Annotated in this window: 20 protein-coding genes and 1 tRNA gene; 3 read left to right on the plus strand and 18 right to left on the minus strand. The window is 70.9% G+C overall.

The annotated features are described in order from the left end of the window. The 7 genes from AN218_RS08295 to AN218_RS08325 all read right to left on the minus strand — a co-directional run. The coding region (locus AN218_RS08295) for a Rho termination factor N-terminal domain-containing protein (protein ID WP_244900353.1) at positions 1-497 on the minus strand (497 nt) is incomplete at its 3' end. A 430-nt stretch (positions 498-927) separates the two neighbouring features. Then, positions 928-1,875 carry a homoserine kinase gene (gene thrB / locus AN218_RS08300; protein ID WP_070016116.1) on the minus strand — a complete coding sequence of 316 codons (948 nt, stop codon included), beginning with the start codon at positions 1,873-1,875 and terminating at the stop codon, positions 928-930. 473 nt (positions 1,876-2,348) lie between these two features. Beyond that, positions 2,349-3,428: a threonine synthase gene (gene thrC / locus AN218_RS08305; RefSeq protein WP_070016117.1), complete on the minus strand. Its 1,080-nt coding sequence runs from the start codon at positions 3,426-3,428 to the stop codon at positions 2,349-2,351. A gap of 64 nt (positions 3,429-3,492) precedes the next feature. Continuing rightward, entirely contained in the window at positions 3,493-4,782 is a 1,290-nt protein-coding gene (locus AN218_RS08310; protein ID WP_070016162.1) for a homoserine dehydrogenase, read from the minus strand. Between the two features lie 96 nt (positions 4,783-4,878). Next, positions 4,879-6,297 carry a diaminopimelate decarboxylase gene (gene lysA / locus AN218_RS08315; RefSeq protein WP_070016118.1) on the minus strand — a complete coding sequence of 473 codons (1,419 nt, stop codon included), beginning with the start codon at positions 6,295-6,297 and terminating at the stop codon, positions 4,879-4,881. 225 nt (positions 6,298-6,522) lie between these two features. Beyond that, the gene (locus tag AN218_RS08320; RefSeq protein WP_079131937.1) at positions 6,523-7,425 is read right to left on the minus strand and encodes a DALR anticodon-binding domain-containing protein; all 903 of its coding nucleotides are present in this window, start codon (positions 7,423-7,425) and stop codon (positions 6,523-6,525) included. Between the two features lie 101 nt (positions 7,426-7,526). Beyond that, complete coding sequence (locus tag AN218_RS08325; protein WP_070016120.1) at positions 7,527-7,970, minus strand: response regulator; 444 nt, start codon at positions 7,968-7,970, stop codon at positions 7,527-7,529. A 193-nt stretch (positions 7,971-8,163) separates the two neighbouring features. Between AN218_RS08325 and AN218_RS08330 the strand changes: the two genes are divergently transcribed. Beyond that, positions 8,164-8,235, plus strand: a tRNA-Arg gene (locus tag AN218_RS08330). Positions 8,236-8,972: 737 nt separating this feature from the next. Here AN218_RS08330 and AN218_RS08335 read toward each other — a convergent pair. After that, complete coding sequence (locus tag AN218_RS08335) at positions 8,973-9,524, minus strand: hypothetical protein (protein WP_171908634.1); 552 nt, start codon at positions 9,522-9,524, stop codon at positions 8,973-8,975. A gap of 139 nt (positions 9,525-9,663) precedes the next feature. Here AN218_RS08335 and AN218_RS34265 point away from each other — a divergent pair, with 139 nt between their 5' ends. After that, positions 9,664-9,891 (plus strand): hypothetical protein, encoded by a 228-nt coding sequence (locus AN218_RS34265; RefSeq protein WP_079131938.1) that lies wholly within the window; start codon positions 9,664-9,666, stop codon positions 9,889-9,891. A gap of 353 nt (positions 9,892-10,244) precedes the next feature. Here the strand turns inward: AN218_RS34265 and AN218_RS08340 are convergent, their stop codons facing one another. Together AN218_RS08340 and AN218_RS08345 are read right to left on the minus strand one after the other, a co-directional pair. Then, positions 10,245-10,865 (minus strand): RraA family protein, encoded by a 621-nt coding sequence (locus AN218_RS08340; RefSeq protein ID WP_070016122.1) that lies wholly within the window; start codon positions 10,863-10,865, stop codon positions 10,245-10,247. A gap of 182 nt (positions 10,866-11,047) precedes the next feature. Then, entirely contained in the window at positions 11,048-12,202 is a 1,155-nt protein-coding gene (locus tag AN218_RS08345; RefSeq protein WP_070016123.1) for an XdhC family protein, read from the minus strand. A 107-nt stretch (positions 12,203-12,309) separates the two neighbouring features. On the opposite strand from AN218_RS08345, the gene AN218_RS08350 reads away from it, so the two are divergent. Further along, a complete protein-coding gene (locus AN218_RS08350) occupies positions 12,310-13,086 on the plus strand; it encodes a GntR family transcriptional regulator (protein ID WP_107421398.1) in 777 nt (258 codons plus the stop codon). A gap of 35 nt (positions 13,087-13,121) precedes the next feature. On the opposite strand, the gene AN218_RS08355 is transcribed toward AN218_RS08350, so the two are convergent. Genes AN218_RS08355 through AN218_RS08390 form a run of 8 tightly spaced genes read right to left on the minus strand, consistent with a single transcriptional unit; the run spans position 13,122 to position 22,167 of the window. Beyond that, positions 13,122-14,129, minus strand: coding sequence for an amidohydrolase family protein (locus AN218_RS08355; RefSeq protein ID WP_141747514.1), 1,008 nt, complete (start codon positions 14,127-14,129; stop codon positions 13,122-13,124). Further along, positions 14,126-14,968 carry an alpha/beta fold hydrolase gene (locus AN218_RS08360; RefSeq protein WP_070016125.1) on the minus strand — a complete coding sequence of 281 codons (843 nt, stop codon included), beginning with the start codon at positions 14,966-14,968 and terminating at the stop codon, positions 14,126-14,128. Before AN218_RS08360 ends, AN218_RS08355 begins: the two co-directional genes overlap by 4 nt. Next, positions 14,965-15,888 carry an FAD binding domain-containing protein gene (locus AN218_RS08365; RefSeq protein WP_070016126.1) on the minus strand — a complete coding sequence of 308 codons (924 nt, stop codon included), beginning with the start codon at positions 15,886-15,888 and terminating at the stop codon, positions 14,965-14,967. The genes AN218_RS08360 and AN218_RS08365 overlap by 4 nt, the downstream gene beginning before the upstream one ends. Then, positions 15,885-18,299 carry a xanthine dehydrogenase family protein molybdopterin-binding subunit gene (locus AN218_RS08370; RefSeq protein ID WP_070016127.1) on the minus strand — a complete coding sequence of 805 codons (2,415 nt, stop codon included), beginning with the start codon at positions 18,297-18,299 and terminating at the stop codon, positions 15,885-15,887. Before AN218_RS08370 ends, AN218_RS08365 begins: the two co-directional genes overlap by 4 nt. Next, positions 18,299-18,940 (minus strand): (2Fe-2S)-binding protein, encoded by a 642-nt coding sequence (locus tag AN218_RS08375; RefSeq protein WP_070016128.1) that lies wholly within the window; start codon positions 18,938-18,940, stop codon positions 18,299-18,301. The genes AN218_RS08370 and AN218_RS08375 overlap by 1 nt, the downstream gene beginning before the upstream one ends. Continuing rightward, positions 18,937-19,668, minus strand: a complete 732-nt coding sequence (locus AN218_RS08380) for a GntR family transcriptional regulator (protein WP_216311737.1) — start codon at positions 19,666-19,668, stop codon at positions 18,937-18,939. The genes AN218_RS08375 and AN218_RS08380 overlap by 4 nt, the downstream gene beginning before the upstream one ends. Before the next feature lie 5 nt (positions 19,669-19,673). Continuing rightward, positions 19,674-21,131 carry a UbiD family decarboxylase gene (locus AN218_RS08385; protein WP_070016129.1) on the minus strand — a complete coding sequence of 486 codons (1,458 nt, stop codon included), beginning with the start codon at positions 21,129-21,131 and terminating at the stop codon, positions 19,674-19,676. A gap of 1 nt (position 21,132) precedes the next feature. Beyond that, positions 21,133-22,167 carry an ABC transporter substrate-binding protein gene (locus AN218_RS08390; protein ID WP_070016130.1) on the minus strand — a complete coding sequence of 345 codons (1,035 nt, stop codon included), beginning with the start codon at positions 22,165-22,167 and terminating at the stop codon, positions 21,133-21,135. Between the last annotated feature and the right edge of the window lie 22 nt (positions 22,168-22,189).

Raw genomic sequence — 22,189 nt, forward strand, 5'->3', positions numbered from 1 at the left:
CCCTTCTCCTCGTTCGCGGGCTGCCCCGGGATGTCGATCTGGGAGTCCTGCTCCTGGCCGCCGTCCGCGGCGCTGTCGCCCGTGCGCGCCCGGGAGGTCGTACGGCGCTTGGGCCGGGCGGACTGCTCGTCGCCCTCGCCCGCCGCGGCGGCGTCCTTGTCCTTGCCGGAGGAGGCCGGCGCGTCGGCGCTCGCGGCCGAACTCCCGCCCGCCTGCCGCTCCTTGATGGTTTCGATCAGTTGGCTCTTGCGCATGCGCGCCGTGCCCTTGATGCCGAGACCGGAGGCAACTTGCTGAAGCTCCGCGAGCACCATGCCCTCGAGCCCCGTGCCGGAGCGCCGACGCTTGGGCGCGGCACCGGATGCGGGCGCGGCGGAAGCGTCCGTGGCAGGCGCGTCGGCTTTTTCCGCGGGGGCACTTCCCGAGGAGGTGCCGCCCGAGCCCTCGGACTCAGGAGGAGCGGCGTTCACGCCCATCAGATCGGTGGTGTCGCTCACAAAGGGTCCTTCCCTGGAGCGGACGTCGGCCTGTCTGGCTCGGCGACCGGTCGTGCTGTCCGGCGATCGGTCCTGTGCGCGCGGACCTGGCCGAAACGGTGGTTCCCGCCTGGATGTGTGGCGGGGAGATCAATTCATGGTCGGTGTGCAAGGAGAATGTGCGTCCTGCACCCCGGCTCCGGAGCGTGCTCGGACCGCTTCCGCGGGGGAAGCAGATGGGAGGCTCCTGGAGGAAGAGGCGATCCTGGGCCTGTGCCCTGGGGATCACTCAAGCACTGCACTCTACGGACCACCACAGAGTTTTACGTGTGGGTCACGAGACTGCGAGCACTGACTTGAGGTTAACACTACCGGGCCCAACAAACATTCCCCCTCTCCTCGATCATCGGCCTCTCGATGGCCGCCACCGGCTGCGCCGGGCCGTACAACGTCACTGGGCCGAGCCGGGATCGGCGCCGTCCGCCTTCAGCGGCAGCACGCTGGCCCCCTCGGTGTCGAGACCGAGCCGGTTCGCCGCCCAGCCCTCGCCCGCAAGCCGGGCCACCTTGTCGGCGGCTCCGTCGCCCTCGGGCAGCGCGAGCACCGTGGGGCCGGCACCCGAGACAACTGCTGGGACGCCGTCCGCCCGCAGCCGGTTCACCAATTCCACGCTCGCCTTCATCGCGGGCGCCCGGTACTCCTGGTGCAGCCGGTCCTCCGTCGCGGGCAGCAGCAGTTCGGGGCGCCGGGTCATCGCCTCCACGAGCAGTGCGGCGCGTCCGGTGTTGAACGCCGCGTCCACATGCGGGACATGACGAGGCAGCAGACCGCGCGCCGTCTCCGTCGCCACCGGGCTCGCGGGCACGAACACCACGGGCACGACGGATTCCGAGGGCTCCATCCTGATCGCCCGCGCGGAGCCGCCGTCCATCCAGGCCAGCGTGAAGCCGCCCAGCAGACAGGCCGCGACGTTGTCGGGGTGGCCCTCGATCTCGGTGGCCAGCTCCAGCATCGCCTCGTCGTGCAGTTTGGCCTCGCCGCCCGTGGTGACGGCGCGCGCGGCCACGATGCCGGCGCAGATCGCCGCGGAGGACGAGCCGAGGCCCCGCCCGTGCGGGATGCGGTTGGCGCAGACGACCTCCAGGCCGCGCGGCTGGCCGCCGAGCAGGTCGAAGGCCGTACGCAGGGAACGGACGAGCAGATGGTCCTCGTCGCGCGGCAGCGTCTGCGCGCCCTCCCCCGCGATGTCGACGTGCAGGCCGGACTCGGCGACCCGTACGACGACGTCGTCGTAGAGACCCAGCGCGAGGCCCAGGGCGTCGTAACCGGGGCCGAGGTTGGCGCTGGTGGCGGGAACGCGCACGCGGACAGCGGCGGCGCGGAAGGCGGGACCGGCCATCTCCCGATGACTCTCCTTGGATTGTTGACGCGAATTCCCACGGACCGCGACGCGGAGCCGGAGGGTCACCGACCCTGTTCCGGTACACGGCGGACCGGCGGGGCCTCCCCGGCAGGACGAGGGGACGCCCCCGGAGTACCTACGGGGGGGTGGGATGAACGCAAGCTTATCGAAGGAAGGTTCAGTGGCGACACAGGGCGCACAGGAGGCGCACGATGCGTGTCGCAAGCGGCTACGCGCTCCCTTGCCACCGTCTCCGTCGCCGGAAAGCCTCCCGTTTCACCTGCGTTCCCGTGTGCGTTCTCCGACTGCGCGCGGGCGCAGCCGCGTACGTTCTCTTCTTCTGCGTCGCCGTCCCGGACGACGGCTCACCGCTGCTGACTCTCGCCTGGTCTCGTCTCCGCTTCGCCGCTCCACGCGCAGGCTCCGCGCCGGTCCCGGAATGACTGCCCGCTGCCGGAGCCGACGAACCGTCAGGCCAGGCCCAGCCGTTCCGCCGCGGCGTCCGCGTCGATCGGCACCGTCACGGGCTGCGGAGCGCCGGCCACGGCCCAGTCCGGGTCCTTGAGGCCGTTGCCGGTGACCGTACAGACCACGCGCTGGCCCGGCTCCAGCCTGCCCTGCTCGGCGGCCTGGAGCAGCCCGGCCACGGACGCGGACGACGCCGGCTCGACGAAGACGCCCTCGCGCGAGGACAACAGCCGGTAGGCGCGCAGGATTTGACGGTCCGTCACCGAGTCGATGAAGCCGCCCGACTCGTCCCGCGCGCGCTCCGCCTGCTGCCAGGACGCCGGGTTGCCGATGCGGATCGCGGTGGCGATCGTGCTCGGGTCCTTCACCGGCTCCCCGCGCACGATCGGTGCGGCGCCGGAGGCCTGGAACCCCCACATGCGCGGTGCGCGCGTCGCGGGACCGTCCGTACGGTATTCGTCGTAACCCCGCCAGTACGCCGTGATGTTGCCGGCGTTGCCGACCGGGAGCACATGGACGTCCGGGGCGTCGCCGAGCATGTCGACGATCTCGAACGCCGCCGTCTTCTGGCCCTCGATGCGGTCGGGGTTGACCGAATTGACCAGCGCCACCGGGTACTTCTCCGACAGACCGCGGGCGAGCGTCAGACAGTCGTCGAAATTGCCGTCCACCTGGAGGATCTTGGCGCCGTGCACCAGCGCCTGTCCCATCTTGCCCAGGGCGATCTTGCCCTGCGGCACGAGGACGGCGCAGACCATCCCGGCACGTACGGCGTAGGCCGCCGCCGAGGCCGAAGTGTTGCCCGTGGAGGCGCAGATGACGGCCTGCGCCCCCTCCTCCTTGGCGCGCGTGATCGCCATCGTCATGCCGCGGTCCTTGAAGGAACCGGTCGGGTTGGCGCCCTCGACCTTCAAGTGGACGTCGCAGCCCGTGAGTTCGGACAGGAGCTGCGCCGGTACGAGCGGTGTGCCGCCCTCGCGCAGGGTGACGGGAGCGGTGTCCTCGCCGACGGGCAGCCGGTCGCGGTACTCCTCGATGACGCCGCGCCACTGGCGGGAGGTGGCGGGTGCTGCGGATTCCATGGTGCTCACTGTCCTCGATTCCCCTGTGGCCGCGGCTCGTTGACGCCGGGGCCCGATCGCCCGTTCATTCGCCCTCGACCCGCATGATGCTGGCGACGCCGCGTACGGTGTCCAGCTCCCGCAGGGCCTCGACCGTCGAGCTCAGCGCCGCGTCGGGTGCGCTGTGGGTGACGACGACGAGCCATGCGTCGCCGTCCTTGCCCTGCTGGCGCACGGTGTCGATGGAGACGCCGTGCTCCGCGAACGTGGTCGCGACCTGGGCGAGCACACCGGGCTTGTCGGCCACGTCGAGGCTGATGTGGTAGCGCGTGACGACCTCGCCCATCGGCGAGACCGGAAGCTGCGCGTACGCCGATTCCCCGGGCCCCCTGGCCCCGTTGAGCTTGTTGCGGCAGGCGGCCACCAGGTCGCCCAGCACGGCGGAGGCCGTGGGCGCGCCGCCCGCGCCCGGCCCGTAGAACATCAACTGGCCCGCCGCGTCCGACTCGACGAAGACGGCGTTGTAGGCCTCGCCGACGCCGGCGAGGGGATGGCCGAGCGGGATCATCGCCGGGTGCACGCGCGCGGTGACCGAGCGGCCGTCGGCGGCCCGTTCGCAGATCGCCAGCAGTTTGACGGTGCAGCCCATGCGTTTCGCCGAGGCGATGTCGGCGGCGGTGATCTCGGTCAGTCCCTCGCGGTGCACGTCGTCCAGGCGTACACGGGTGTGGAAGGCGATGCCCGCGAGGATGGCCGCCTTGGCGGCGGCGTCGAAGCCCTCGACGTCGGCGGTCGGGTCGGCCTCGGCGTAGCCGAGCGCGGTGGCCTCGTCGAGGGCCTCGCCGTAGCCGGCGCCCGTCGAGTACATCCGGTCGAGGATGAAGTTCGTGGTGCCGTTGACGATGCCGAGTACGCGGTTGACCTTGTCTCCGGCCAGCGACTCGCGCAGCGGCCTGACCAGCGGGATCGCGGCGGCGACCGCCGCCTCGTAGTAGAGGTCGGCGCCGCTCTTCTCGGCGGCCTCGTGGAGCGTCGGGCCGTCCTCGGCGAGCAGCGCCTTGTTGGCCGTCACGACACTCGCGCCGTGCTCGAACGCCGTCGTGATCAGCTTGCGCGCCGGCTCGATGCCGCCGATGACCTCGACGACGACGTCCACGTCCTCGCGTGCGGCGAGCCCCGCGGCGTCCGTGGTCACCAGCGCCGGGTCGACGCCGTCGCGTACGCGGTCGGGCCGGCGCACCGCGACGCCGGCCAACTCCACCGGGGCGCCGATGCGGTTGGCGAGGTCGTCCGCGTGCGTCGTCATGATGCGTGCCACCTCTGAGCCGACGACTCCACAGCCCAGCAGCGCCACCTTCAGCGGACGCGTACGCATCATCCGACCTCGCCTCTCGTCATTTCCTGTGCTGTCAGTCTCACGTACCGGTACGGAGAATCCACGTTCGTTCCAATATGTGGGACGAATGTCTCGCTAGCCGACATCCAGTCGCAGGAGATCCTCCTCCGTCTCCCGCCGGACGATCACCCGCGCCTCCCCGTCCCGTACGGACACGACGGGCGGACGCAGCGCGTGGTTGTAGTTGTTCGCCATCGAGCGGCAGTACGCACCCGTCGCCGGTACGGCCAGCAGATCGCCGGGCGCGAGGTCCGCCGGCAGGAAGGCGTCCCGTACGACGATGTCGCCGCTCTCGCAGTGCTTGCCGACGACGCGGGAGAGCATCGGCTCGGCGTCGGAGGCGCGCGAGACGAGCGAGACGCTGTACTCGGCGTCGTAGAGCGCCGTACGGACGTTGTCCGACATCCCGCCGTCCACGCTCACGTACGTCCGCAGGCCCGGCAGTTCCTTGACCGTGCCCGTCTCGTACACCGTGCACGCCGACGGTCCCACCACCGCGCGGCCCGGCTCGACCGACAGCCGGGGCACGGCGAGGCCGGCGGCCCGGCACTCGCGGCGCACGATCTCGTGCAGCGAGACCGCGATCTCGTGCGGCTCGCTCGGGTCGTCCTCGGAGGTGTAGGCGATGCCGAGACCGCCGCCGAGGTCGATCTCCGGCAGTTCCAGGCCGTGTTCGTCGCGGATGTCCTCCAGCAGCCCGACGACGCGGTGCGCCGCGACCTCGAACCCGGAGGTGTCGAAGATCTGCGAGCCGATGTGCGAGTGGATGCCGGTCAACTCCAGGCTGTCCAGCTTCAGTACGCGCCGTACAGCCTCCGCGGCCTGGCCTCCGCCGGCCTCCGGGTGGCCGCCGCCCGGGGCGAGGGCGAGCCCGAACTTCTGGTCCTCGTGCGCCGTCGCGATGAACTCGTGCGTGTGCGCCTCGACGCCGACCGTCACACGGATCTGTACGGGCTGACGGCGGCCGAGCCGCTCGGCGATGTGCGCGACGCGGACGATCTCCTGGAAGGAGTCCAGCACGATCCGCCCGACGCCCGCCTCGACGGCCTGCCGGATCTCCGCGGACGACTTGTTGTTGCCGTGCAGCGCGATTCGCTCGGGCGGCATGCCCGCGGCGAGGGCGACGGCCAGTTCGCCGCCGGAGCAGACGTCGAGGTTGAGCCCCTCCTCGGTCAGCCAGCGCACGACGGCACGGGAGAGGAAGGCCTTCCCGGCGTAGAAGACGTCGGCGTCCGGGCCGAAGGCGTCGCGCCAGGCGCGGCAGCGGGCACGGAAGTCGGCCTCGTCGAGCACGTAGAGCGGTGTGCCGAACTCCTCGGCGAGGTCCTTCACATCGAGGCCGCCGACGGTGACCGAGCCGTCCGTCGTACGGGATGCGGTACGCGGCCAGACGCGGGGGTCGAGCACGTTGAGGTCGGCGGGCGGCGCGGAGTAGTGGCCCTCGGGGAGCACATCGGCGTGCCGGGGTCCTGCGGGGTGCGCGGAGCGGCTCATGCGGGGGCCTCGCTCTCGGGACGGCCGTCACGGAGGCGGTGGGTGTTCACGCTGATCGTGGTTCCTTTGCGTGTTCGAAGTCTGTGGTGGCTCGGGGTGGTCGAAGTTCGAAGTCGGTCGGCAGTGGGCGGCGTTGAGCGGCGGGGCGTGCGCCGTGCCATGCGGTGCTGTGCGGTGCGATGCGGTGCGCGGTAGGTGCGGGGCTGCTCCGGGTGGTCGTCCGCCTCAGATATGTACGGGGGCGCTGACGCCGAGCAGGGCGAGGCCGCCTGCCAGCACCGTCCCGGTGGCTTCGGCGAGAGCCAGCCGGGCGCGGTGGGCGGCCCCGGGTTTCTCGTCTCCGCTGGGCAGGGGCGGACACTGCTCCTGGAAGTCGAAGAAGGCGTCGCTCACGGCGAGGAGATGCCGCGCGTGCCGGGACGGGCCGGACTCCTCGCTCACCCGCCGGTGGTCGGCGAGCAGCGCGAGCAGCGCGTCTCCGCGGGGGCCGTACGGGGAGCGGGTGCGTGCGGGTGCCGCGCTCGGCGATGCTTCCGTTCCCGTCGCCGTACCGGGCCGGGTCGCAGCGGGCGACCCGGTGCACGGCGGGGCGTACGGCTCGGCGCGGAAGCCGAGGTCGCGTGCGTTACGGGACAGCGCGCGGGCGCGTGCGTGCGCGTACTGCACGCGGAAGAGCGGACTCGCCTGCGCCGTACGTACGGTGAGCGCGGCCGGGGCGTCACCGGTGGCGGCGCTCCAGTGCGCGATGTCGGCGGCGGGGGTGCCGGCGGCGGCGCGCCTGTAAGCCTCGTCCTCCCGCGACAGTTCGGCGACGAGGTCGGCCCGCGCGCGGTCGTCGAGCGTGACGTTGAGGAATCCGCCCCCGGCGATCTCCACGGCGCCGACCCCGTCCTGCGCCACGAGCCGGTCGCGCAGCACACACGCCACGTCGTACGGCGTCATGCCCGCCGGACCGGCGAGCCGGAAGGCCACGCTGACCGCGTAGTCCCCGCCCCCGCGCCGCGGCGGCGACTCGACCGTCACCCGCTGCGGCAACTCGATGCTTCCCCGTGTCCGGCCGAACTCGCCGTCCGCCACGGCGGAGCGCGCTGCGCGCAGCACGGTGCGGGAGAGCTGGGCGGGTGTCACAGAGCAAGCGTATGGGAGAGGGGGTGGGGCTGCGCGAACGGGATTCCGCACAGCACGGATTCCGCGATCCGGCCTGCGTGCCCGTACCCGGCAGCGACGGCTCAACGCCCGGCGGGCCAGCCCACCGGCTCCTGGTCGTCCGCTTCGCCCGGGCGCGGGTCGCCGTCCTCGGACCGTCCGGTCAACCGCCGTACCATCCGCACCAGTTCGGCAGGCTCGAAGGGCTTCGCCAGCAGGGCGTCGACCGGGGGCTCCTCGCCGCGTTCGCCGCCCGCGCCGCCGAACTGCTCGTGCCCGCTGACGATCGCCACGGGGATGTGGCGCGTACGCGGATCGGAACGCAGCCGCTCGGCTGTGCGCAGCCCGTCGAGACGGGGCATCGCCATGTCGAGCGTGACGAGATCGGGCCGTACGCCGTGCACGACGTCCAGACACTCGACACCGTCGGCAGCGGTCACGACCTCGAAGCCTTCCAGCTCGAGATTGACCCTGATCAGCTCCCGGATGACCTTGTCGTCGTCCACGACAAGGACCCGGCCAGACATACCCGGCACACGACAGAGCCTAGGCACACCCCTCCCCCGGCGTCCGGGTTTTGCCCTTTTCCACCCGTGCGGGGCACGTCCCGCGGACCCGGCTCCCCACGCTTCACGGAGCCCCCGGACCTCGAAAACCGGGTTCCGGGGCACCACCGCCAAGCTGGTACTGTTCTTCCTGTCGCCGCTCACAGCGCGACGAGCCCCCGTAGCTCAGGGGATAGAGCAACGGCCTCCGGAGCCGTGTGCGCAGGTTCGAATCCTGCCGGGGGTACTTCCGTGTAAGTGTCGCGAACGCCCTGTGACCAGCTTGGATGCTGGGAGCGGGGCGTTGTTGCGTGTGCAGGCAGATGCGGGCGAAAGCAGCCTCATGACAGTGATCACGTTGTAATAGCGTCATGATCTTGGACAGCTTTGGAGCAGGTCAGGGACGGCGTCAGCGGATGGGCAGGGACGGGTGAAACCGCAGAGAGCCTGCTCACTGCTGCGACGCCGATTCACAGGTTCGCTGGCTGCATGCGAGGTGCTAGTCACGCGACAGACGAACACACTCGGTACAGCAGCGAAGTACAGCAACTCCCGCTGATCGTTGGCAGCCGCAGGCACGCGTGGACGCCCCTCATGTGACCGCTCCGACCGTAGATGTCCGATCTGTCCACAGCTTGTAAACAGAAGGTCCAGTTCCACGACGTACGGTCCGTGCCTCTTAATGTTTCGGGGCGCCTGCACTGCGCTCTTCCTAGTCGTGCCATGACCTTAAGAGCCTGTGCGGTGTGGGTAGCCAGACGAAGTGCGGCGCGCTCCGCGCGGCTCCTCCGATCGCACAGTATGGTCAGCTACTCCACATCATCCTTGGCCAGGAGCGCGAGCGGGCACGTGACTATCGAAGACGCTACGAGGGCATGCCCATGTGACGGCCCTACCCACAGCTGCCTAGGCCACGACGCCAGAGTTGGCGCGATGAGCCTTGCCACCGAACCTGCTCCACAGTCGCACAGAGCCTTCTTGTCCTTACGGCGCCGCATCAGAAGGAAGGGCGGACCGATTACTGTCACCGAGATCGGCCCGCATGACCTCGCGCATTTTCTTCCAGCGTTCCCACAGCCACACCAAATGGCTGCCGATCTCCTCGAATGATCCGTCAGGTTCCGGATTTCCTTCGTGAAGGTACATGATCTTCCGGTAGGTATCCGAAAGAAGCTTGGCGACTTCGTCCAATTCGTCCAGGACATCCGAGGAGGCGATCATCTGAGCCTCGGCTAGGGCTGCATGGTGTGTTAGACGCGCGTCTTCCAGTCTCTGCCTCTTCTCAGTATCCGTCACATCGTGATGCACCCACCACAGATACTCCATCAGCTGCGTCCGATACCGACGGAAGGCAGCGTTCGTAGCTACATAGCAGGCCTGCCGCTGCGCAAGCTCATCACGCACCTGTTCTCTGCGCCACTGCATCAACCGTGCGCGCTCTTGCCGCTCGAACTCCGCCGCCGTCGATCGCGACTGCGCCCGCTGAGCGAGCAACGGCGCTAGGAGCGTTCCGGAAACGCCCGCTACGGCGACCACCAACGCCACTACAGAGCCACCCAATGGAACTCCTCCTCAGAGATAGGAAGCCACCGTCGCACCAACAGTCCGCGGTTGCCCCTGCCAGTTCTCGCCAAAGAAGTGATTCCGGTTTGCGGAAGCCCTCAAGGAGTCTGCCGTGAACGAACTGCCCACTGCCCGAAAACAATTGGGCTGGCGGCAAGGCCGTCTCATCGCAGAAATGCGAGGAGCTGCCGCGCACAAGGGCGACCAGCTACCCGCTGACGCGAGCGTGAAGCGCCCAATCGCGAGCTGGGAGAACGGGCACAGCGTGCCCGACGACTTCTACGGGCCTTTGGTATGCGAGGCGTTGGGAAAGTCGCCAGTCGAGTTGGCGCCCGTGTAACGGCGGATCGTCGGACAGCCGAACCAGGGATCCGCCGCATCTGGGAGTCCACCGCCACCCACTGCTCCCGCACCGAAGGGCCCCCACAACCCGCAACTCCACCCGCAGGCACGCGACTTCACTCGGGCACGAACGAGGGGCTGAGCTACGACACGACGTAGCTCAGTGCGGAACAGGTCGCCGACGCGCCCGCTCCGCGAGTACGCCCGAGACCGGAAGTGGACGAATCTGCGTCTGCTCAGCGCCGGTTCCAGCACCTTCAATACGACCTGGGCCAGCGAGGATGCGGAGGGCGATCAGGATTCGACGGTGCCGGTGTCCACCCGCGACGACAACGGGTCGGTGCACCCTTTCTATTCGCCGCCGGAGAGGATCTTGTCGACGCGGGCGCGGTGAGCGGCCTCCCACATCTCAAGGGACTGGGTGGCCTCCTCGGCCAGTTTCCGTAGAGCGGCAGCGGTCACGGCGTCCCGGCGGTCACGGGGAACCGCGACGACGCCGTCCTCGTCGGCGACGACGAAGTCGCCCGCCGCCACGTCCACGCCGCCGCACCGCACCTTGGCGCCCAGCGGTGTGACGGCCGTCTTGGCTCCCGGGATCGGGATGACGCCCCTGGCGTAGACGGGAAACCCCATCGCGCGCACCTCGGCGAGGTCGCGGATCAGGCCGTCGAGCACGAACGCCGCGATCCCGCGGCGCTGGGCGACGGCGCAGACGTTGCCCCCGGCGAGCGCGTACTCCATGTCGCCGGACTCCACGACGACGACGGAGCCGGGCTCCGCACGGTGAATGGCGGCATGCAGCATGAGGTTGTCGCCCGGCGGGCACCGCACGGTGAAAGCCGGTCCCGCCGCGCGTGGCGCCGTGGGCCACAGCGGGCGTATCCCGACGTCCATGACCTGGGCGTACCCGAGGAGGTCGGCCAGGGTGGTGGTGGGTACGTCCGTGAGACCGGTGGCGGTGTCGTCGTTCATGTTCTTTCCCTCCGTACGGGCCGCCGAGGCGGGAAGCGCGTTCGCACCCCGGCGTGGGGGCGACGGGGACGCGTGCTGTGGGGCTGCGCGTGGCGAAGCCTGCGACGTACGGCCGGTGCCGTGCTCCGGCACACCCCGGCGTCCGGCTGAGCGGCCTCCGGCCTTGCGGCCGCAGTCCCCGCTCACTCCGGCATACCCGGCCGGCGGGAGCCGTCCCCTTCTCCGGCCGTCGTCGCCAAGGTGCGGTGGATGTCGCCGGACATCCGCGAGAGGCGCTCTCCCGAGCCGCCCCAGCGCTGCGCGATGATCTCCGCCGCTATCGAGACGGCCGTCTCCTCCGGGGTACGGGCCCCGAGGTCGAGGCCGATCGGAGAGGCGAGCCGCTCCAGGTCGGCGTCCGTCGCGCCGTTCTCCCGCAGCCGGGCCACCCGGTCGGTGTGGGTACGGCGGCTCCCCATCACGCCGATGTACGAGGCGGGGGTGCGCAACGCGGCGAGCAGCAGCGGTATGTCGAATCTCGGGTCGTGTGTGAGCACGCAGATCACGGTGCGCGCGTCCACGGGGGTGCGTGCCAGGTATTCGTGCGGCCACGCCCGTACGACCTCGTCCGCCGCGGGGAAACGTTCGCGGGTGGCGAAGGCGGGACGCGCGTCGCAGACCGCGACATGGAATCCGAGGAAGGCTCCCATGCGCGCCGTGGCCGCCGCGTAGTCGATCGCGCCGAACACCAGCATCCGCGGGGGCGGTTGGAAGGACTGCACGAACACCGACACCTCGTCCATCCTGCGCTGCCCTCGCGCCCCGTAGTGGCGGACGTCCGTGGTGCCCTGGGCGAGGAGACCGCGGGCGTCGTCGTCGACGGCGCCGTCCAGCCACGGGTTGCCGAGGGTGCCGGACGTCTGTCCCGCGGTGACGACCCGTTGCGCGCCGAGCGGGGCCTCGCCACCCGTGACGGTGGCCACCGTGACCGGCTCGTGCACCGCGATCGCGTTCAGCACATGCGCCAGCGCGTCCTGCGCGGGGCCCGGCGAGTACGGCCGGACGAGCACGGACAGTTCGCCCCCGCAGGTCAGGCCCACTGAGAACGCGTCCTCGTCGGCGATGCCGTACACGTGAAAGCTCGCCGTACCGTGCGCAACGGCCTCAAGGCCCGCCTCGTACACGGCGCCTTCGACGCATCCGCCCGAGATGCTGCCGATCACCCGGCCGTCACCGGTGACGGCCATCACGGCGCCGGGTCCGCGGGGCGCGCTCCCCCGCACGCCGACCACCGTCGCGAGCGCGAAAGGCATACTCGATTCAATCAGTTCGCGTAGCTGCGGCAGGATCTCACGCATCGGTGCCTGCTCCCGTAACGGGGTTGGGTCGCGGATGGACGAATCGGTGCACGGAGGAGGGGACAGATGCGGGTGGCCGATGCCGGGTCCGCGGGTGGTGGCCGCCGATGACCGGCGAGGACGGCGAGGACGGCGAGGAGCGGGCGGACGCCGCGCTGACGCGGGGCGCCCTCGACCGACCGGGGCTGACGCCGGGTGAACGCGAGATCCTGCGAGTGCTGGGCCGGACCGAGGACCCGGGCGGTGTCGGCACACGGATCCTGGTCTCCGTCGGTGCCTCGATCATCAACGGCAGGCTGAAGCCCGGCGACGACCTCAACTCCGTCGATCTCGCACGGCGGTTCCGCAGCAGCCGCACACCGGTCAGGGAGGCGCTCGCGGCTCTGGAGCGCGAGGGTCTGGTCGAGATCGCTGCCCGTAAGCGTCCCCGCGTGCGCAGCATGGACATCCACGAGGTCCGGGAGATGTACGAGCTGCGCGGCGAGCTGTACGGCCTGGTCAGCAGACGCATCGTCCGGCACTGCACGGACGGGCAGCTGGACGAGCTGCACGAGGCGCAGGCCGATCTGGAAGCCGCGGCGGAGGCCGGTGACCCCGAGCGCTTCTTCTGGCTGGTCGTCGGCTTCCGCAACACCGAGGCACGGCTGGCGGCGAACGAGACGGTGCGCGGCGTCCTGGACTCCATCGGGATCAGAACGCTGCAACTGCGCCACCTCAGCCTGTCGTTGCCCGGCCGCATGCAGACGTCCGCCGAGGACCACCGACGACTGCTGAAGGCATACACGGACCGCGAGGCGGACCTCGCGGCGGCGCTCAACCGCTCCATCGTCCGGCGTGGTCTCGCGGCGGTGGAGGGCTCGGGCTGGACCGGCTCCGCCGGCTGACCGCGCGGCGAGAGCCGGGAGCGCCGGGCCTCCCGTCATGTCGGCTCCTGCCCGAACAGCTCCCCCGCACTCAGTATCCGGGCCCGCGCCGGCCCGTCCGGTTCCAGCGCGTCCAGCGCCTGGAGCGGGCGGTCGACGCGCATCGGGAAGGGGTAGTCGCTGCCCAGCACGACCCGGCCCGGTCCGGCGAAATCCAGGAGGTGGCGCAGGGCGCCGTCGTCGTGCAGGACGGTGTCGAAGTACAGGCGGCCGGCCAGCCGGCGCGGGCTGAGCGTGCCCGACGCGCGGGCGCCGGGCGGTGCCGCCGTGAAGCCCCGGTCGAGGCGCCCCATCTGGTACGGGAGGAACCCGCCGCCGTGCACGAGGAGGACCCGCAGCCGGGGATGGGCCTCCAGCACGCCGCCGAGCAGCAGTGCCGCCGCCGCGAACGTCGTCTCCGAGGGGTTGCCGACCAGGATGTGCAGGAACAGCCGCCGCATCCGTTCCGGCACCTCAAGCTCCGCCGGGTGCACGATCACCGGCACGTCGAGGTCCTCCGCCGCCCGCCAGAACGGCTCGAACATCGGCTCGTCCAGGCCCTGTTCGCCCACGCGGGCACCGATCTGGACGGCTTCGTGCCCCAGCTCCGTGACGGCGCGGCGCAGCTCCCGGGCCGCGGACTCCGGCGCCTGGAGCGGCACGGCCGCCGCGATCCGGAACCGGTCGGGGTACGCGGCGCGCAGCGCGGCGGCGGAGTCGTTCTGCACCCGGGCCAGCCACAGGCCGTCCTCGGGCGGCAGGTCGTACCCGGCAAGGTCCATCCACGGGGCGACGAGTTGCGTGTCGATCCCGGCCGCCGTCATCCACTCCAGGCGCGCCGTCACATCGGTGAGCGGCGGGATCAGCGGCAGCCCGCTGCGCCGGCCGCCGACCTCGACGCGGGTGACGGGCCCGCCGGCCGTATCGGCGGTGACCAGCCGGACCCCGTGGGCCGCGCCCTCGTCGCGGATACGGTCCACGGCGTGCGTGCCCACGTGGTGGGCGTGGACGTCGACGACGGTCACGAGGCGGCTCCGGGGCCGGAAGCCGGCGCGTGACATGTCAGCGCTTCCAGCGAGGCGACGACGGCTTCCGGGTTCTCCAGCGGGGTCAGGTGGCGCGTACCGGGTACGACGGTCGCGGCGCCGGCGCCGGTCAGAGCGGCGAGCTCCTGCGCCATGGCGGGCGGTGTGGCCCGGTCGTCCTCGCCGACGAGGACGGCCGTCGGGTGCGTGGCCCCGGACAGGGACGTCCGCAGGTCGGCGGCGCCGAGCATGGCGCACGTCGCCTCGTAGGCGTGGATGTCGTTGCCGGTGAAGACCTCCGCCAGACGCTCCATCAGCTCCGGCTCCCGTTCGCGGAACGCATCGCCGAACCAGCGCGTGAGCTGGAAAGGGACCAACGCGGCGAGCCCGTCACGCCGCGCCTTGGCGGCACGGTCGGCCCAGTCGGCCGCCGCGGTCGGCCCGTACCAGGCGGTGGTGTCGATCAACAGGGCCCCCCGGGTACGGTCGCGATGACGTGCGGAGAACGCCTGGGCGACGCAGCCGCCCATCGAGCACCCGGCGACGACGGCGTCCCGCCAGCCGAGGTGGTCGAGGAGACCGGCGAGGTCGTCGGCGAACTGGCCGGTGTCGTACGGGCCTTCGGGCCGTTCCGAGCGGCCGTGGCCCCGGCAGTCGTACACGAGGATCTCGGTCTCGTCCGCGAGGAGCGGGATCACGCGTGACCACAGCGACCTGTCGAGAGCCAGGCTGTGCACGAACGCGATCCGGGGTGCGCCCTCGGAGGCGGGCATGTGTGTGTACGAGAGGCGGACGCCGTCGCGCGTGCGCGCCTCGCCGTCGACCATGGTGCGCGTCATCGGTCTTCCTCCTGGCGGTGCTCGGTGTTCCGGGCCCGGTGGGCCGCCTCGGTGAGCGCGCGGCGCGAGAACTCCTCGATCATGTGCGTCTTGTACGCGGCCGATCCCTTCACGTCGTCGTACGGCCGGGTCTCGGCCGCCGCCGTGTGCGCCGCCTCGTCGATGAGCCCGGTGTCGACGGGCCGGCCGAGCAGTGGGCTCAGGCCGACCGCGACGGGCCCGCCCTCGACCGAACCGACGGCGAGCGTCAGGCGGGCCGCCGAGCCGTCGCCGGCCAGGGTGACGGTGGCGGCGACGTGGACGCACGCGTACTCCCACACTCCGCGAGCGAGGAACTTGCGGTACGCGGAACCGGTCCTGCCGTGCTTCGGATCGCGCGGCGGCAGGACGACGCTTTCGATCAGCTCGCCGGGGCGGAGCCCGTCCGGTCCGGCGAGGCCGTCCACGGCGAGTGTCCGCGTGCCGTTCGCGCCGCGGACGCGGAGGGTGGCGCCGGCTGCGGTGAGTGCGACGGGCGGGTCGTGCGTGTCGTCGCGGGCGGCGATGTTCCCACCGATGGTGACGAGTCTGCGGATACGGCCGGTGGCGACGACCCCGCACGCCTCCGCGACCACGGGCCAGGCACGCGTGAGCGCGTCACTGGCCGCGCACGAGGCGAGAGTCGTACCCGCGCCGACGACGATCCGGTCGTCCTCCTGGCGTATCGAGGACAGGCCGGGCAGGCCGGTGACCGAGACCAGTGTCCCGGGCACGGGGGTGCGGTGGTGCCGGGCGAGGGTGTGGCCGACGCCGCCGCCGAGTACGGCGGTGCCGTCGGACGCGAGCAGGGCCAGGGCCTCGTCGAGGGTGCGGGGTACGACGACGGAGACGGGTGGACGGGGCGCGTCCACGGGGGCGGGCCCCGGTGCGAGCGTGCTCATCGGCCTTCCTTCTCGTCGGCTGAGGCGGCCGGTTCCCTCGTCGCGCCGCCGGGCCCTGCCGTGTCGGTACGGTCCGCCGCGGCGGACCCAGCGGTGTCCTCGCGCATGCCCCAGAACACCTTCTCCGCCGTGATGGGCAGCTCCTGGACCCGTACGCCCACCGCGTCCGCGACGGCGCTCGCGATGATCGAGGGAACCGGGTCGAGCGAGATCTCGCCGACGCCCTTGGCGCCGAAAGGCCCCGTCGGCTCGTAGGAGTCGGCGAATCCGATGTGCATCTTCCGCGGCATGAGCCCGGCCGTCGGGAGTTTGTAGTCCGAATAGTTGGGACGGGTCGGGGCGCCGTTCCGCCAGGCGAACCGTTCGGTGAGGGCCATGCCGAGGCCCTGAGCGATGCCGCCCTCCACCTGGCCCTCGGCCAGGGGCGGGTTGAGGACCGTGCCGCAGTCGACGACGGCGGACAGCTCCGTGACCGTGACGGCGCCGGTCTCCGGATCGACCTCCACCTCGGCCGCCTCGGCGGCGAAGTTGTAGGCGCCGGACTCGTTTCCGTACCGGGACTGGTCGGGGAACTCGGAGGGATTGTCGAACGAGCCCACCCCGACGACGGGTTGTCCGTTCGGCCGGTACAGCTCAGCCCGTACGACGGTGCCGACCGGTGAGGACACCGGGCCCTGCCCGTCGGCATCGGCCGGACCGTGGATCACGCCGTCCGCGACCCACAGTTGGGAGGCGGGCCTGCCCAACTGGCGTGCGGCCGCTTCGAGAAGCTGCCGGCACGCCTGCTCGGCGGCGCGCTTCACGGCGTTGCCCGCGACGTAGGTGACGCGGCTGGCGAGCGCGCCCAGCGCGTGTGTCGTGAGGTCGGTGTCGGGGCGGGACACGGAGACGTCGGCGACGGCGACGCCCAGTTCGGCGGCGGTGATCTGGGCGAGGGTGGTGCGTGCGCCGGTGCCGATCTCGCCCTCGCCGACGATGACCGAGGCGCGTCCGTCCTCCGTGAGTCGCACGATCGCCGAGCTGCCGTCGTAGTCGCCGAAGCTGCGGCGGCCCGACACATGGACGCTGACGCCCATCGCGAGGCCGCGGTGGGGAGCCGGGTTCGCGCGCTTGCCGTGCCAGTCGATCGCCTCGGCGGCCTTGCTGATGCACTGCTTCAGCTCGCAGCTCGTGATCCGGTGGTTGTGCGGGGAGACGCTGCCGGTCTCCACGGCGTTGAGGAGGAACAGGTCGGGCACCTCGATGCCGAGCTCCTCGGCCGCCAGGTCCCACGCCTGGCCGACGGCCCAGTCCGCCGACGGGTTGCCGAAGCCGCGGAAGGCGCCCGTGGGCACGAGATTCGTGTACACGAGCCGCGAATGCGCCTTCACCGCACGGTAGTTGAAGAGCGCGTCGTGCCGTACGGTCGCCGCCCCGAGCACCGCCTGTGCCTTCCCGGTGTAGGCGCCGTTGTCGGCGATCACCGTGATGTCCTTGGCGGTGACGAGGCCGGACGCGGTGAAGCCGAGCTTGACGCGGTAGCGCATCGGGATGCGGGGGCGGCTCGCGAGGAACTCCTCCTCGCGGGTGTTCACCATCTGCACCGCCCTGCCCGTCCTCCGGGCCAGAATCGCGCAGATCACGGATGTGTTGTCGTCGCCCGACTTGCCGCCGAATCCGCCGCCGATCTCGGTCTGTACGACACGGACGGCACGCAGCGGCAGGCCGAGCGCCGTCGCGTACCGCTGCCGGGCCAGGAACGGCGTCTGCGTGTTGACCCACATCGAGACCCGGTCCTGCGACCACTCGGCGGTGCAGCCGATGGTCTCGATGGACCCGTGCCACTGGCGGGCGGTCTGCCAGACGCCCTCGACGACCACGTCGCTGCGCTCGAACCACTGCTCGGCGCCGCCGCGGTCGAAGGAGAACTCGTGAGCCACGTTGCCCGCTGCGTCCTCGTGCACGAGCGGCGCGCCGTCGGCGAGCGCCTCGTCCAGGGAGAGCACGGCGGGCAGCGGCTCGTACGCGACGGAGATCAGCTCGCACGCGCGGCGCGCCGTCTCCAGGTCCCGGGCGGCGACGGCGGCGACCTCGTCCCCCACGTACCGGACCCGGTCGACGGCCAGCGGATACAGATCGGGCCGGAACGCGCCCCACTTGATCTTTGCCGTGTCCTCACCCGTGATGACGGCGTGCACCCCGGGCAGCCGTTCGGCGCGCGAGGTGTCGACCGACAGGACGCGGGCGTGCGGGTGCGGGGAGCGCAGGACCGCGCCGTAGAGCATCCTGGGCAGCCGGGTGTCGGCAGCGTACGAAGCGCGACCCGACACCTTCTCCACGGCGTCGATCCGCTCCACCGCGCTGCCGATGAGCGGGGGCAGCACGGCCCTGCCGAGGTCGAGCCCGGTCGGAGGGGCTTCGGTCGTGGACATCAGCGCAGCTCCTGTCCGGGGGCGGACCCCACGTCACCCGCACCGGCATCTGCGGCACCGGCTTCCGCGGCAGCGGCCTGTGCGGCACCGGCCTGGAGCGCGACGGCCCGGCGTGCCGAGTCGAGGATCTTCACATAGCCGGTGCAGCGGCAGTAGTTGCCGTCGACGGTGGTACGAAGCTGTTCCTCGTCGGGCGCCGGATCCTCGTCGAGGAGCGCACGCAGCGCCATGACATGGCCCGGTGTGCAGAAGCCGCACTGGAATCCCGCCTCTTCGACGAACGCGCGCTGCACCGGGTCGAGTCCGCCGGGCCCGCCGAGGTCCTCGATCGTGCGCACGTCCCTGCCCTCGAGGAGGCCGGCCATCTGGAGGCAGGCCGGCACGGCCTCACCGTCCACGATGACGGTGCACGCGCCGCAGTAGCCGATCTCGCATCCCGACTTGGTGCCGGTGAGGCCGAGATCGTGCCGGAGCACGTCGAGCAGTGGTGCGCCGGCGTCCTTGACCTGCATCTCGATGTCTTCGCCGTTGAGCCGGAACCGCAGTGGTACGGACATCGCCTTCCTCGCCTCGTTCTCGTGGGTGCTTCCGCCTGCGCCGCCGGTGTGCGCGGTGCCACTCGTGGTCGTCCCGGCCGTCACGAGTCCTCCCCCGTCCAGCCAGACCTCTCGATGGCTCTGAGCCCGCCCCGGACCAGGGACTTGGTGAGCGCCGAGGCCAGGCCGGCGTCCCGGTCCTCGTAGGCGCGCAGCAGGCGCGCGTGATCCTGCGCGGAAGGGGTGAGCCTGCCCGGCAGCGACAGGCTGAGGTGGCGGAGCTGGAGGGCGCGGAGCCCGAGTGTGTCCAGCACCCGGCGCAGGGTCGCGTCCCTCGCTATGGCCGCCTCGGTGTTGCGGTAGTGCACGTTGACCCAGAAGTAGCGGTCGACGTCGTCGTCGGCGGCCGCCGACTCCAGGCTCCGCTGATGCTCACGGAGCAGTTCGAGGTCCTCCTCCGTGGCGACCCGGCACACGCAGTTGCTGACGATCGCGTACAACTCGGCGCGCAGGTTGTACAGCTCCCTGACCTCGCTGAGCAGCAGCCGCGCGACCCGGGGCCTGCGACGGGCGGTGATCTGGACGAACCCTTCGCGCTCCAGTATCAGCAGCGCCTCCCTGACCGGCGTCCTGCTGCTGCTGAACGTCCGCGCCAGCTCAACGGAGTTGAGGTCGTCACCGGGAGCGAGCCTGCCCTCGATGATCTCCGCGGCGACGGCGACGGCTATCTCGTCGGCGATGCCGGAGCCCGCGATGCCCCGGTTCAGCATCCGCGTCACCTCGTGCCGCCTGGCCGCGTCTCCGATCGTGGGGTATTCGGACCGGATCGGCACGGCGTTCAACGCATGCCGCCCAGTACGTCCGGCCAGCGCCTGGTGACACGGTCGAGCAGTTCCTCGCTCGCCTCGGCGACTCGGGGGAACGCTTCGAGCCGGGTCCACGGCCGGCACGCGTCGATGACGGCGCGGGTGTTGAACGGCGGCACGCCCTGTTCGCGCAGCGGGTCGACGCGGCTGCCCCACGTCTGGCGCATGGTCTCGATGTCCTCGGCGGGGTCCGTCCGCGTACACATCGCCCACACGACGTCGTTCAGGCTTCGCGGGTTGACGTCCGCGTCCACGACGACCACGAACTTGTTCATGTACGCGGCGGCCGGCATCTGCGCCGCCAGATAGCCGACCTGCCTGGCATGACCCGCGTACCGCTGCTGGACGGCGACAGCGAGCAACTGGCGCCCTCCGCCGGCCTCGTGGGCCCACACACCCTCGACGCCTGGGAGACCCGACTGGATCAGCGCGTCCTGGATCATCGCGGACTTCATGACACTGCGCATGTACGAGTAGTCGTGCGGCGGCTTTCCGGGGGGCGCGCCCAGTTGGACCGGATCGTTCCGGTGGTAGATCCGCTCGATGTCCATCGTCAGGACCGGTTCCGTGCCGCCGCTGTAGTAGCCGGTCCACTCGCCGAACGGGCCCTCCTGCTCCCGCCGTTCGGGATAGAGCCATCCCTCGACGGCGATCTCGGCGGTGGCGGGAAGGGGCAGCCCGGTGACCTCGCCCCTAATGACGTCGACGGGCCTGCCGCGCACGGCGCCCGCGTACTCCAGCTCCGAGACCCCCGCGGGCACCTCCGTGCCGGCGACGACGAGCAGAAGCGGGTCGTGGCCGAACGACGCCGTCACGGGCGCCCTGCCCTCCCGGGCGAACCACTCCCGCACATGGGCGGCGCCGTGCTTGCCCGCCTCGATGTTGACGCTCGCGGCACGGCCGCCGTTCTGCACCTGCATGCGGTACGCGCCCGCGTTGAGCACGCCCGTCTCCGGATCGGTGGTGAACACAGCGCACCCGGTGCCGATGTACCGCCCGCCGTCCGCCTCGTGCCACTGGGGCACGGGGAATGCCAGCAGGTCGGCGTTCTCGGGTCCGATCACGTGCTCCTTGACCGGGCCCGTCTCCACCTCGTTCACGGTATAGCGCGAGGCGTTCGCCCCCCACTCCCCGGGCTTGCTGCGCAGCGCCTCGATCAGGGCCCGGTCGTCGAGATCCGTACCGAGCCGGAGCGTCATGCCGAGGCGGCGGGCGTTGCTCATGGAGGCGGTGAGGACGCGCATCCCCGGCGGATAGCCGACGATGTCGTCGAAGACCAGCGCGGGTGGCGCGGCGCTCTTGTAGTTGGCCTCGGAAGCGGCGCCGATCTCCTTGTCCCAATGGGCGCCGTGGATGCTTCTGACCTCGCCGAGCTTCTCGGCGAGCGCCAGCCAGCCTCGCAGGTCGTCCACGTCGTCAAGTGCCCCCACGTCACTCACCCTTCGCGTCGTGACGGGAGAGGGAGTCGATGTAGCCGGAATCGCGCAGCTTGTCGACGTAGGAGTTGTCGATGAACCCCCGGGTGTCGTCCGGCATCGTCCCGATGCCCTTGTCCGCGGTGACGCTGAAGGCGTCCTCGACGAGCTTCGGATCGACCCTGGGATTCCTGGCCCACAGCGGACTGAAGAAGTCGTACGAGTACTCGGCGAGCTTCCTGTCGTCGACGCCGCTGTGCTTCATGATGCTGGCCAGCGCCGCCTCGCGGTCGTTGTGCAGCATCGCCAGGCACTCCGTCTCGGACTTGATGAAGGCGGCGACGGCCTTGCGGTTGGTGGAGAGATAGTCCGACTTGACCGTGTAGGCGTTGGCCGCGGCGGGCAGGGACGTGAAGTCCATGACCTTCTTGAAGCCCTTCTGCCGCGTCTTGGTGCCCGTAGGCGGCTGGGTCACGATGGAGTCGACCGCGCCGTTCTCGAGGGCGGACACCTCGGCGGGCGTGGACTTCAGGAAGACCTTCTCCACGTCCCCGTCGGACCAGCCGTACTTCTTGATCAGCGCGTCCACGGCCGCGTCGCCCAGCGAGCCGGGTGAACTGAGCCCGATCTTCTTGCCCTTGAGGCCGTCGCCCGGCTTCACGGACTTCCGTCCCCACATCTCCATGTAGTAGCGGTTGATCGGCAGTGCGACGTACCGCAGATCGACGCCCTTGAGATTCATCGCCCCGGCCGCCGTCGCCGTGGTGGCTCCCACGCCGACCTGGACGCTGTCGCTGACGAGCGCCGCCACAAGCTGCGAGGAGCTGTTGAGGAGAGTGATCTCGACGTCCAGACCGTTCTTCTTGAAGATCCCTTTGTCCTGGCATATGTACAGGTCCGAATAGGCCGCGCCGATGGCGGTGTAGCCGATCGTCATCTTCATGCTGGACGGATGGACCGACGCGGAGCTCGACACCGCGCAGCCGGACACGGTCAGCGTCAGCATGGCGCCCAGGGGTACGCACAGCCTTCTGGTGATGCGCTTACGCATTGACGGGAGTCCTTTGCTGTCG

The organism is Streptomyces nanshensis (genome assembly GCF_001751255.1).
Classification (GTDB): domain Bacteria; phylum Actinomycetota; class Actinomycetes; order Streptomycetales; family Streptomycetaceae; genus Streptomyces; species Streptomyces nanshensis_A.